General features: G+C 65.0%; 15 protein-coding genes and 1 tRNA gene. 9 read left to right on the top strand and 7 right to left on the bottom strand.

Features of this window, described 5'->3' with window-relative positions:
- From FJ948_RS05220 to FJ948_RS05205, 4 genes are all read left to right on the top strand, one after another.
- Positions 1-391 (top strand): GNAT family protein (locus FJ948_RS05220; RefSeq protein ID WP_140702150.1); only part of this gene is annotated, 391 nt, incomplete at its 5' end.
- Between the two features lie 100 nt (positions 392-491).
- Positions 492-1,109 carry a C39 family peptidase gene (locus FJ948_RS05215; protein ID WP_140702149.1) on the top strand — a complete coding sequence of 206 codons (618 nt, stop codon included), beginning with the start codon at positions 492-494 and terminating at the stop codon, positions 1,107-1,109.
- A 22-nt stretch (positions 1,110-1,131) separates the two neighbouring features.
- Positions 1,132-2,211 (top strand): D-alanine--D-alanine ligase family protein, encoded by a 1,080-nt coding sequence (locus FJ948_RS05210; RefSeq protein WP_140702147.1) that lies wholly within the window; start codon positions 1,132-1,134, stop codon positions 2,209-2,211.
- 118 nt (positions 2,212-2,329) lie between these two features.
- Entirely contained in the window at positions 2,330-4,300 is a 1,971-nt protein-coding gene (locus FJ948_RS05205) for an AI-2E family transporter (RefSeq protein ID WP_140702144.1), read from the top strand.
- Between the two features lie 322 nt (positions 4,301-4,622).
- On the opposite strand, the gene FJ948_RS05200 is transcribed toward FJ948_RS05205, so the two are convergent.
- Entirely contained in the window at positions 4,623-4,925 is a 303-nt protein-coding gene (locus FJ948_RS05200) for a hypothetical protein (protein ID WP_140702142.1), read from the bottom strand.
- Between the two features lie 269 nt (positions 4,926-5,194).
- Here FJ948_RS05200 and FJ948_RS05195 point away from each other — a divergent pair, with 269 nt between their 5' ends.
- Positions 5,195-5,440 carry a hypothetical protein gene (locus FJ948_RS05195; RefSeq protein WP_140702140.1) on the top strand — a complete coding sequence of 82 codons (246 nt, stop codon included), beginning with the start codon at positions 5,195-5,197 and terminating at the stop codon, positions 5,438-5,440.
- A gap of 77 nt (positions 5,441-5,517) precedes the next feature.
- The gene (locus tag FJ948_RS05190; RefSeq protein ID WP_140702138.1) at positions 5,518-6,606 is read left to right on the top strand and encodes a PAS domain S-box protein; all 1,089 of its coding nucleotides are present in this window, start codon (positions 5,518-5,520) and stop codon (positions 6,604-6,606) included.
- A gap of 26 nt (positions 6,607-6,632) precedes the next feature.
- Here the strand turns inward: FJ948_RS05190 and FJ948_RS05185 are convergent, their stop codons facing one another.
- From FJ948_RS05185 to FJ948_RS05160, 5 genes are all read right to left on the bottom strand, one after another.
- On the bottom strand, positions 6,633-6,839 hold the full coding sequence (locus FJ948_RS05185) for a hypothetical protein (RefSeq protein ID WP_140702136.1): 207 nt from the start codon (positions 6,837-6,839) through the stop codon (positions 6,633-6,635).
- A 113-nt stretch (positions 6,840-6,952) separates the two neighbouring features.
- Positions 6,953-7,180: a hypothetical protein gene (locus FJ948_RS05180; RefSeq protein WP_246677452.1), complete on the bottom strand. Its 228-nt coding sequence runs from the start codon at positions 7,178-7,180 to the stop codon at positions 6,953-6,955.
- Positions 7,181-7,329: 149 nt separating this feature from the next.
- A tRNA-Gln gene (locus FJ948_RS05175) sits at positions 7,330-7,403 on the bottom strand.
- A gap of 35 nt (positions 7,404-7,438) precedes the next feature.
- Positions 7,439-7,735, bottom strand: a complete 297-nt coding sequence (locus FJ948_RS05170) for a hypothetical protein (RefSeq protein WP_181173559.1) — start codon at positions 7,733-7,735, stop codon at positions 7,439-7,441.
- Positions 7,736-8,071: 336 nt separating this feature from the next.
- A complete protein-coding gene (locus FJ948_RS05160; RefSeq protein ID WP_140702130.1) occupies positions 8,072-8,974 on the bottom strand; it encodes an alpha/beta hydrolase in 903 nt (300 codons plus the stop codon).
- 151 nt (positions 8,975-9,125) lie between these two features.
- Between FJ948_RS05160 and FJ948_RS05155 the strand changes: the two genes are divergently transcribed.
- The 3 genes from FJ948_RS05155 (at position 9,126) to FJ948_RS30880 (ending at position 10,283) form a co-directional block, all read left to right on the top strand.
- A complete protein-coding gene (locus tag FJ948_RS05155; protein WP_140702128.1) occupies positions 9,126-9,653 on the top strand; it encodes an MgtC/SapB family protein in 528 nt (175 codons plus the stop codon).
- Positions 9,654-9,760: 107 nt separating this feature from the next.
- Positions 9,761-10,057, top strand: coding sequence for a hypothetical protein (locus tag FJ948_RS05150; protein WP_140702126.1), 297 nt, complete (start codon positions 9,761-9,763; stop codon positions 10,055-10,057).
- Positions 10,058-10,148: 91 nt separating this feature from the next.
- Positions 10,149-10,283, top strand: coding sequence for a hypothetical protein (locus FJ948_RS30880; RefSeq protein ID WP_281405353.1), 135 nt, complete (start codon positions 10,149-10,151; stop codon positions 10,281-10,283).
- A 68-nt stretch (positions 10,284-10,351) separates the two neighbouring features.
- Here FJ948_RS30880 and FJ948_RS05145 read toward each other — a convergent pair whose 3' ends face one another.
- Positions 10,352-10,597 carry a DUF982 domain-containing protein gene (locus tag FJ948_RS05145; protein ID WP_140702124.1) on the bottom strand — a complete coding sequence of 82 codons (246 nt, stop codon included), beginning with the start codon at positions 10,595-10,597 and terminating at the stop codon, positions 10,352-10,354.

Below are 10,597 nucleotides of genomic sequence, written 5' to 3'. Positions count from 1 at the left end.
CCCCGACACCGCCCAGCAAAGCGCCGACCGGTTGCTGCGCGACATCGGCCATTGGCGCGAGCATGGCTTCGGGCGCTGGACCATCGAGGCGGGTGGCGAGCCTATCGGTTTTGGCGGGGTGACGGTTTCGCAGGCCTTCGATGGCCTCAACCTCTCCTACCATTTGCGGCCGGAAAGCTGGGGGCAGGGTTTTGCCACGGAGCTGATCCGCGAGGCGCTGTCCCTGGCTTTCGGCGATCTCGACGCAAGGCGGGTGATCGGCTTGGTCCGCACGGCCAATGTCGCCTCGCGGCGTGCCCTGGAGAAGAACGGGTTCCGTTTCGAGCGCGAGGTGATGCTGCATGACGCGCCGACCAATTTGTATGTGCTGGAGTCCGCTGGTTTGGCGTGACGCAGCGGGGCATGGCGCACGAGAGCCGCGCATTGCCGCCGCCTTCTTGCGGCCTCCTTTGTATCCTCGTATACGAGATTCGAGAGGGATCCGAGATTGCATGAGTCCATTGCCTGAAGCCGTGCCGTTTTTCAGCCAGTGGGAAACACCCGACATGACGCTGGCGGTGCTCGCCGAAGGCGCGGAGGCCGCGCTCAGGCGCGACCCGCTATGGCAGTGTTCAGGTGCGGAAACGCTGGACGAATACGCGCTCTGGGCGGCCAATATCTGCGGCATGGCGTGTCTCAAGATGATCCTGGCGGCGCGTGGTGAGATCGTGCCGGCGATCGAGCTGGCAAGGCGGTGCACCGGATATGGCGGCTATGTCGTCAATGAAAGCTCGATCAAGGGACTGATCTACGCGCCCTTCGTCCCCTTCGTGAAGCAGGAATTCGGCCTGGAGGCCGAGGTGATGACCAATGTCGCGACAGGCGAGGTTCCGGCGATCCTTTCCCGGTCGCGCTTCTTCATCGCGTCGGTCAGCAGTTCGATCCGCTGGCCGGAGCGCGAGCCGCCGTCGAAGGGCGGCCACCTGGTGCTGGTGACGGCGGCGTCGGACGAAGGCTATCGCTTCCACAACCCATCCGGTCATACCGCCGCCACACAGGCGAACGCAGTGTTGGCGCCGTCCGATTTCGATCGTTTCTTTGCCAATCGCGGCATTGCCGTGGCTATTTGATTTCGACAGTTGAGGGATTTCGATGACCGGAAAGATCAGGGTTGCCATTCTTTATGGCGGGCGTTCGGCCGAGCACGACGTGTCGCGGCTTTCGGCCGCCAATGTGCTGAAGGCGATCGACCGGACGCGCTACGAGGTGGTGGCGATCGCCATTTCCAGGGATGGCCGATGGCTGCTGCAACAATCGTCGGAGGCCGTCGGCGACGGGGCAGGGGCTCCGGTCTCGGAGGATGGCGTGGAGGTCGCCCTGCTGCCTGGCGGCAAGGGCCGGCTGGTCTCGGCGTCGCACGGCGCCGCGCGGGCCGACCTGTCGCCGGTCGATGTCGTCTTTCCCGTGCTGCACGGTCCGTTCGGCGAGGACGGCTCGGTGCAGGGCTATGCCGAGGTTGCCGATGTCGCCTATGTCGGCTGCGGCATCCTCGCCTCGGCCGCCGCCATGGACAAGGACGTCGCCAAACGGCTGCTGCGCGATTCTGGCCTTGCGGTCGCCCGCTCGGTCACCGTCCATCGTGGCGATGTCGGCTCGTTCCAGGAGATCGCCGGGAAGCTGGGGCTGCCCTTCTTCGCCAAGCCGGCCCGCCAGGGCTCGTCCTTCGGGGTGAGCAAGGTCAATGACCGGGATGGCTTCGATCGGGCCGTCGAAACGGCTTTCCGCTATGACGGCAAGGCGCTGATCGAGGAGTTCGTCGAAGGCCGCGAGATCGAGTGCTCGGTGCTCGAGCGGGCGGACGGCTCGTTCACCGTGTCGCTGCCCGGCGAGATCATCCCCGCCGGCAAGCATGGCTTCTACACCTATGAGGCCAAATATCTCGACGCCGACGGCGCCCTGGTCAAAGTGCCCGCCAATGTCCCCGCCGATGTCGCCGACAGAGCCAGGGAGATGGCCGGACAGGCTTTTCGGGCGCTCGGCTGCGAGGCCATGGCGCGCGTCGACTTCTTCCTGCGCGCCGACGGTTCGCTGCTGGTCAACGAGGTCAATACGCTGCCCGGCTTCACCGACATCTCGATGTACGCCAAGGCGCTTGCCGCGATCGGCATCGGCTACAGCCAGGTTATCGATATCCTGATCGAGCATGCATTGGCGCGGCACGACGCGCGCTGATCCTGGTCAGCGGTCGCTACCGGATAGACCGCTCTTTGGACAGCGTGTGTTTCACCTCTGGCTAATGTTGCTCCCCGGCTCTATATGCCCGATCATGGGGCTGGCAGGGAGGCATAGCGTGGCCAATCGTCGAAACGGCACGGCGTCTCCGGACGCTCTTACGGCGATCGCGCCCCACCCGCGAACGGCATTGCCCAATGTGGCGACCATCGTCACGACGGTGGCGGCGCTGTATTTCGGGCGCGAGGTGTTCCTGCCGATCGCGATCGCCCTGCTGCTGACCTTCGCGCTGGCGCCGCTGGTGTCGGCGCTCAAGCGGGTCGGCGTCCCCCGGCTTGCCGCCGTCATCGCCAGCGTGGTCGGCGCTTTCGCCGCACTTGGCCTGTTCAGCTTCATTGTCGCCACGCAGGTCAGCGAACTGGCGCAGAACATTCCGGTCTACCAGACCAACATTCTCACCAAGATCCGCTCGCTCAAGGAAACCGGCGTCGGGGGAGGGATCCTTGCCAGGCTGGGCGGCGTGGTCGAGCGCGTCGGCCAGGAGATCAACCGGCAGGACGCGACGCTGCCGGCCGCCGCTCCCGACAAGCCGCCGCGCGAGCCGGTGCCTGTCGAGATCGTCTCGCGCGAACGGCCGCTCGAAGTCCTGCAGAACATAATCGGGCCGCTGATCAGTCCGCTCGGATCGGCCGGTCTGATCATCGTCGTCGTCATCTTCATGCTGCTGGAGCGGGAGGATTTGCGCGACCGTTTCATCAGGCTTGTCGGCTACGGCGATCTTCACCGCACCACCGAGGCGCTCCAGGATGCCGGTAAACGGGTGGGCCGCTACCTGCTCATGCAACTGGTCGTCAACATCCTCTACGCCATACCGATAGCGATCGGGCTGTGGATCCTCGGCATTCCAAACGCCTTGCTGTGGGGATTGCTCGCGCTGGCGCTGCGTTTCGTTCCTTACATCGGGCCCGCCATCGGCATGCTGCTGCCGCTGTTCCTGGCGCTGGCCGTGGCGCCTGGCTGGTCGCTCGTGCTGTGGACAGCCGCCCTGTTCGTGGTGATGGAACTGATAACCGGCAACGTCGTCGAGCCCTGGCTCTACGGCTCGCGAACGGGGCTGTCATCCCTGGCGATCATCGTCGCGGCCATCTTCTGGACGTGGCTGTGGGGTCCGCTCGGCCTGGTCCTGTCGACGCCGCTCACCGTTTGCCTGGTGGTGCTGGGCAGACACGTGCCGCAGTTTGAATTCCTCGACGTGCTGTTCGGCAACCAGCCCGTGCTGGAACCGCATGCGCGCCTTTACCAGCGGCTCCTGGCCGGTGATCCGGACGAAGCCACCGACCATGCCGAGGAGATGCTGGAGGAGAAATATCTGGTCGACTTCTATGACAAGGTGGCCATTCCGGCGCTCCTGCTGGGCGAGCGGGACCGCGCGCGCGGCGTCATGGGCGATCAGCAAAGGCGGCAACTGGCGGCGAGCGCCGAGGCGCTGGTGGCAAATCTCGATGATAGTGCGCGGGAGGAAGCGGACGAGGAGGCCGGCACGCTCGCGGCCGCGGAGGCGGACGACCAGGGTGACGCCGCCGGGGAGGAGGAGCCCGATCTGCCCGATGGCACCGGCCTATCGGTGCTTTGCGCCGGCGGGCGCGGCGAACTTGACGATGCCGCCGCGGCAATGCTGGCGCAGGTCGTGGAAGTCCAGGGCGCGACGGTGTCGAAGGCAGGCTTTGCCGATATGGAACCGGCCGGTATCCGCCGCCTCGAACTCGACGCGGTGGACACCGTCGTGGTCGGCTTCCTGAACCTGGATTCCATCAAGCACGCGCGGTTCCTGGTTCGCCGGCTGAAGCGTATGAAGGCAGCGCTGCGCGTGGGAATCGTGTTCTGGTCGGAGACCGGCAGCGAGGACAAGGCCGCGGCCGTCAAGCTGGCCCAGGACATCAACGCGGATTTCGTGGCGCATGGCATGGTGGATGCCGTGACGGGGGCGCTGTCGACCGAGCCGCCGGTCGCCCTCAAGCTCGTCGCCAAGCGCCGCATGCGACGCCAGCGGGCCACCCCCAGAAAGGCCCCGGCCGCCGCCGCGAGCTAAGGTGCTGTTGATATTCGGTGATGTCGGCCCGTCGTTTTCCCGGGCGTCACATATTCGAAGCGACATCGCGGGAAGAGGGCGGCCTTGGCTTGTGTGCCGGCCGGATCTTTGCGGACTGGCCAGCAACGCGGGAAACAGGTTTGACCGGACTGCCGGCGACCGGCGTTCGCGTCTTGCGGCGCTGGAGCCAGCTGGAGGACAATTCGGCGAGTAGACTGCGCAAGGCTTTCACAACATCCTCCTCAATCGGGTGCCGCGATAATCTCCGAAGACCATGCTTGTTCCACGGGCCGCGCGGCCGTGGCCGTCCGCGGACGTTTGGCTATTGCATCGAGGCTGATCGATGAAGATTGAGCGGGACGATCGGGCTGTCCTCGCCATTGTCGGCGAGCCTGTTTCCGCTCGAAACCAAGCCAAAAGTGTCGAATTCGATCGCCGCGCCAAGCCGTTGAGCAGCCTGCAGCACCAGGTATTCAACATCCTCGAGGGCGACGTTCTCGGCCAGGTTTCTCACCCTGACCTGTTCCGCCACCGCGCTGATGTTGACGATGCCTGCCGTCTTGAAGGCCCTCTGAACCGCCGAATAGACGTCGTCGAGCATCCGCGAAGAGTAATCGTACCGCATTGAAGCCTCCCGTGGAGGGTTGTTTCCATTGATAGCGCAGCATGCGCCCGGCGCGGGCGTATGACAAGCAAAATATCAAATTGTTTGAATGAAATCAGTTAGTTAGTATAGGTATGCAAGTGGGGAGCCTGCGTCTAGTCCACATCATGGGTTGGATGCGTCAACCCCCTACTGGCCGGCCTTGACGCAATATGCGGCAAACCCTATTTGTTAGTTGAGCGAGGTAAATACTAATTCCCCCCATCCTTGGCTCTAGCAAGGAAGCCCACATGGCTGAGCTGGAACGTCCGGAGCGGTTGCAGATCATGCTCACCGCCGACGAATTGACGGCGTTGGAAAACTGGCGCTTCGATAAGCGGATGCCGAGCCGTTCCGCCGCCGTCAGGGAATTGTTGCGCCGTGGCCTGGCCTCGGAGGGCTTCCTGGCAGCGGAGCAAGGCATCAAGTCGCAGGAGTTCGGCGTGATTGCCCCAACCGGCAATGCGGGGACGTCGGACGGCGGGACGGCCGACTAACGCTTTTACCTATGTCCCCGCATGCTTGGGTCTCCCAGGCACTTGCCTTGATTCTTTTGCACGCTAGCTAGGTGATCATGAAGGACTTGCTGGTGCCGGCCGCCGACAATGAAGAGCAGGGGCGGTTGAGCGCGAGCGCCGATGCCCGGTTGGGCGCTATCGTCGATTCCTCATTCGACGCCATCATCAGCAAGGATCTGAACAGCGTCATAAAGACGTGGAACCTGGCGGCTGAACGCATGTTCGGCTACAGCGCCGAGGAAGCGGTCGGTCAGTCCATCCTCATGCTCATTCCCGATCATCTCAAGAGCGAGGAGACCGAGATCATCGCCAAGGTCCGCAGCGGCGACCGCGTGGCGAGCTACGAGACGGTGCGAAGGCGCAAGGACGGCGCGCTGATTTCCGTCTCGCTGACGGTCTCGCCGATCAGGAACGCCCATGGCGAGATCATCGGCGCCTCCAAGATCGCCCGCGACATCTCCGCCGCCAAGGAGAGCGAGCGCCGGATCAGGCTGCTGATGCGCGAGGTCAACCATCGCGTCAAGAACCAGTTCGCCGTCATCCTGTCGATGGTCAGGGAGACCAGCAAGCGTTCGAACGATCCCAAGGAATTCGAGGAACTCATCCGCGCCCGCATCATGGCGCTGTCGCGCTCGCATGATCTGCTGGTCACCACGGAATGGGCGGGGGCGAGCCTGTTCGACCTGATCCAGGAACATCTCAAGCCCTTTGGCCGCGAGGAGCAGATCCTGCTCTCCGGGCCGGTGCTGACGCTGCAGTCGAACGCGGTGCAGAATCTCGGCATGGCCTTCCATGAACTTGGCACGAATTCCTCCAAATATGGCGCGCTCGGCAGCGATAGCGGGCGGGTGGAGATCACCTGGACCATCGGCTCGGCGCGCGAGTTTCAGTTGATCTGGAAAGAGACATCGACGCCGCATCCCGGCGACAGGCGCGACGAGACCACGCGCAAGGGGTTCGGCACCGTCGTGCTGCAGCGCGTGACGCCGCAGTCGCTGGGCGGCTCGGCCACGCTGGAGCGGTCGCCCGGCCATCTGGAATGGCGGCTGAACGCGCCCTTGGCATCCATCATCGTGCCGCAGACCGGCAGCGAGGCCGACGACGTTTCGCCGGGTTTCGGCATACAGAAAACGACTGGGGCGTAAGCCTCCTGGGGCGACCGAAACAGCGCCTAGAGGATGTTGGTCGTCACCTCGACGATGATCGCGGCACCTTCCAGTCCACCGTTGGGGACATGCACGACACGCGAGACCCGCAGGTCCTGGGGGCTTCCGTCGACCGACAGAGAAACACTTTCGCCAATGCGCGGCACCGCCTGGAAGGTGACGTTGGTGGCGTCCGGCCGGTTGTCGATGGATATGCGGCAGTTGACGGTCATGGAATGTCTCCTGTGTCTGGCGGTGCCCCGGTCGTCAACGCGGGGTCGCCGAAATGGTTTCAGGAGGGCGGGTCACGCCGGGGAGCCAGCCGGCTCGCCAAGCGGCGGAGCGTCTAGTCCCTGGCTCTCTGAACGAAATAGCTGGTGGTGGCCGCATCGCTGCCGACGCCACGCGTGACTTGGACCACGGCATATCCTTCAGGCGGGATCGATCCGGTCGCCGTCCGGTCGACCTGCTTGCATCGGCCGACCATTTCGCCGTTCGGCCACGGTGCCAATCTGGCCTGGAGGGCCGCCTGGCATTCCTCGATCGAGGCATAGACGACCGGGCGCGAATCCATGGGCCGACACTGGGATGCGTTGCATGAAAGCATGACCATTACCGCCGCGGTTGCCGGATCCATGAAACTCTCCTGTTGGCCGATAGTGAACGTGCAAGGGGCCGCAAGGTTTCATGCCGGGACCGAACGCGATGGTATCCATGACTGGTTGGTTCCCGCTCATGGGCTCGAACCACGATTCACGCCTTCAAAGGGCGCTGTCCTACCATTAGACGAAGCGGGAAAGCCGGCACCTTATGGCGCCCAGGCAGCTTGCGGTCAATTCGGGAAATTGTTGACCGGCTCTTCGCAGCGATAGACCGGGCAGTCGCCGTCGCGGGACGGAATGTAGGCCGACATCGGCACTTCGGGCCAGTCGCACTCATTGCCGAACTGCCTGACATAGCGGTCATAGGTGTTGGGGCCGGTGGTCAGCACCACGGCGCGACGGCCCTGAATCATGGCGTGGATCTCGGCGCAGCCCATGGCGCGGCTGTCGGGCCGGGCGTCGGCCAGGCCGGTCGCCGCCAGCACGGTGCCCACGGTCATCAGCACGGTCAGGGGACGAGCGGACATGACGGTTCTCTTCGATTGCGCACCAAGCCGGTCCGGATTCTTCCTGAACGGCCGCTTGCATTGTGGCACACAACCCTTTTGAAGTCCGTTGGTTCCGCGACGCTGGCGGAGCGCAACCAAATCGGGCGTCGCGCATTGCTGGGCATGGATGGTAGGAAGCCTTACGAAACACCACAATGGTGGCCCGGCAGCGAGGGCCGCGAGGCGATGTGCTGTTCGTTCTGCGGCGGCCGCGACCATCGCTTCGAGGATTGTCCGCAAAGACCCGATCCTTTCCGGCCCGATCAACCCGACGGCGAGGCTACGCCGCGCACATCAGGCCGCTGAGCGGCGGTGCTAACCGGCACCAGCCTCGCCGAAGAAATCGATCAGCGCGCCAGCCGTTTGCCCCGGCGCTTCCTCGGGGAAGAAATGGCCGCCCGCCATAGCGCGGCCACGCACGTCGTCGGCCCAGCTTCGCCATAGCGCCAGCGGTCCGCCTTCATCGGCATACCATTCGGCGAGCGCGCCTTGCCCGCTCCACAGTGCCAGCACCGGGCAGGCGATGCGCCGGCCGGCGGTCTTGTCGGCTTGGTCGTGCTCGCGGTCGATCGTCGCGGCCGCCCGGTATTCCTCGCAGATCGCGTGGATATGGGCGGGGTCGCGCAAGGCATCGACATAGGCCTGGCGGATGCCGGCTGGGAAGACATCGGGCGCCGAACCCCAACCGCCCAGCGCATTGTCGACGATGGCTTCGGCGGCGCCCGCCAGGATCGTTTCCGGCAAGGGCTCGGGCTGCGCCAGCAGCGACCACGGCCAGTAGCCAAGGGCCAGCCGGTCGTCGGCCCGGTCCCAGGCGTCCGCCGTCGGCACGATGTCGAGCACGGCGAGTTTCGCGACGCGGCCGGGATGGTCGAGCGCCATGCGGTAGGCGACACGGCCGCCCCGGTCATGGCCGGCGACCATGAAGCTGGTGAGGCCGAGCCCGGCCATCATCGCCACCAGGTCGGAGGCCATGGCCCGCTTGGCATAGGGCGCATGATCGGCGCTCGATGGCGGACAGGTGCTGCGGCCGTAGCCGCGCAGGTCGGCGCAGATGACGGTGAAACGATCGGCGAGCGCCGGCGCGATGTCGCGCCACATGAGATGGGTTTGCGGAAAGCCGTGCAGCAGCAGCACCGGGGGTCCCTCACCGGCGCGGCGCACGAAGATGCCGGCCTCGCCGAGGTCGACGTCGATAGGCTGGATATGCTCGAACATGGCTGGCCTCCGGCACGGGCAACGGCTGGAGAACGGGGTTGGTTGCAGTTCTTTTGCGCAAGCGCCGGCCTTCGCGCCGGCCCACGGCGATCCTGGGGAACCACGGGTCCACCGCCTACGTTGGAAAGTCTCTCATCGTCAAAGGGACATCATGGAACAGCTCGTCGAGGAATTCGGCCATCCCACCTACACCTCGTTTCCGGTCGTCGCGGCGCGGCTGTTGCTGGCGACGCTTTACGGGGCGGCCATCGGCTTCGAGCGCGAATGGCGCAATCGGCCGGCCGGGCTGCGCACGCATATCCTGATCTGCGTCGCCGCCGCCACCTTCGGCATACTGACGATCGAGATCATCCATGCGCCGATGTTCGCGCAGGATTCCGTCAAGGTCGATCCGATCCGCGTCGTCGAGGCGGTGACGGCGGGCGTTGCCTTCCTCGCCGCCGGCTCGATCCTGTTTTCGCGCGGCGAGGTTCATGGGCTGACGACCGGCGCCGGGATGTGGCTGGCGGGCGCGATCGGCGTCGCCTGCGGCCTTGGCCTTTGGCAGGTGGCCGGGTTCGCCACGCTGATCGTGCTTGTCGTGGCGGGGCTTCTGCACCGGCTCGAACCCAGGGCCGGCCTTGCGGGGGAGGACGAGAAGAAAGCCGCTCCGGCCGCCGCGGCCCGGCCCCGCGAGTAAGCCTCTCGACAAACCCAGGCCAAACCCATCGCCAACCTTTTGGGCTCACGGGCGTTGTCCTCGTGAAGGGAAGGCCGCCGCGGGCGGCTTCAACGAAGGAGGCCGAGATGAACCCTCTCGCCATTGCATCATGCGCCGCGATGCTGGCCCTGGCTGTGCCGGCGGCGGCACAGACGGGTCAGCAGTCGCCGAACCAGCAGGCCGACAAGTGCCGGGCACAAACCGATCAGGGCGCCAAGCAGCCGTCCGGCGGCGGCGACCTCAGCGAAAAGCTCAGCGATTGCGGCGGCGTGCTGAAGCCGCCGGCCACCGGCGACCAGGGCATGGCCGCGCCGGCCCCCGACGAAGGCAAGACGCCGGTCATCAAGCCGGGCGAAGTGCCGGCTCAGCCGCCCAAGAAATAGAGACGGTCAGGCGACATTGTCGCTGCGTCAGCGGAACCTCGAAGATCAGGAAACGTTTCTGCCAACGAACTGGATCTGAAAGGATGGGGCCGTGAAAGATATTGCCAGTACCGCGACGTTGCTTGCCTCTATTGCCATCGTGATCGTCCTGATGCTGATGGCACCGAGGAATTTTGGCTTCGAGGCCTCGCATCCGATCGTGGACAGCGATCTGCCCACGCAATGATCGAAGCGGCGTCACGACGAAAAGCAGGCGAGTTTCGCCTGCTTTTCGTTTGGTATGGCTGACAGCTGTTAGCGCACCAGCAGGCCGGCGTGATCGCAGAGCGCGGTGAAGGCCTCCTGCGCCTGGGCCGCGCCTTCATTGTTTTGCAGCGCCGCCTCAACCTTTTCGCGCGCGGTCTGGTAGAAAGGGCCACGCTTGGCCTGCGGCCAGTCGATCAGGATTTCGCTGGCGTCCTGAAGCGTGGCCACCTCACGGATCGTGTCCGAGCCATGCGGCTTGACCCGCAGCGGTGTCGACAGCATCAGATCGCCCAT

This window comes from Mesorhizobium sp. B2-3-12 (assembly GCF_006442205.1).
Lineage (GTDB): Bacteria > Pseudomonadota > Alphaproteobacteria > Rhizobiales > Rhizobiaceae > Mesorhizobium.
Note: the sequence above shows the minus strand (reverse complement) of the source record. Positions and strands in the feature narration are given on the sequence as shown.

Coding starts and splice junctions, on each gene's coding strand:
- FJ948_RS05215 (WP_140702149.1), top strand. CDS start 492: ATGAGTCCATTGCCTGAAGCCGTGCCGTTTTTCAGCCAGTGGGAAACA.
- FJ948_RS05210 (WP_140702147.1), top strand. CDS start 1,132: ATGACCGGAAAGATCAGGGTTGCCATTCTTTATGGCGGGCGTTCGGCC.
- FJ948_RS05200 (WP_140702142.1), bottom strand. CDS start 4,925: ATGCGGTACGATTACTCTTCGCGGATGCTCGACGACGTCTATTCGGCG.
- FJ948_RS05195 (WP_140702140.1), top strand. CDS start 5,195: ATGGCTGAGCTGGAACGTCCGGAGCGGTTGCAGATCATGCTCACCGCC.
- FJ948_RS05190 (WP_140702138.1), top strand. CDS start 5,518: ATGAAGGACTTGCTGGTGCCGGCCGCCGACAATGAAGAGCAGGGGCGG.
- FJ948_RS05185 (WP_140702136.1), bottom strand. CDS start 6,839: ATGACCGTCAACTGCCGCATATCCATCGACAACCGGCCGGACGCCACC.
- FJ948_RS05180 (WP_246677452.1), bottom strand. CDS start 7,180: ATGGATTCGCGCCCGGTCGTCTATGCCTCGATCGAGGAATGCCAGGCG.
- FJ948_RS05170 (WP_181173559.1), bottom strand. CDS start 7,735: ATGTCCGCTCGTCCCCTGACCGTGCTGATGACCGTGGGCACCGTGCTG.
- FJ948_RS05160 (WP_140702130.1), bottom strand. CDS start 8,974: ATGTTCGAGCATATCCAGCCTATCGACGTCGACCTCGGCGAGGCCGGC.
- FJ948_RS05155 (WP_140702128.1), top strand. CDS start 9,126: ATGGAACAGCTCGTCGAGGAATTCGGCCATCCCACCTACACCTCGTTT.
- FJ948_RS05150 (WP_140702126.1), top strand. CDS start 9,761: ATGAACCCTCTCGCCATTGCATCATGCGCCGCGATGCTGGCCCTGGCT.
- FJ948_RS05145 (WP_140702124.1), bottom strand. CDS start 10,597: ATGGGCGATCTGATGCTGTCGACACCGCTGCGGGTCAAGCCGCATGGC.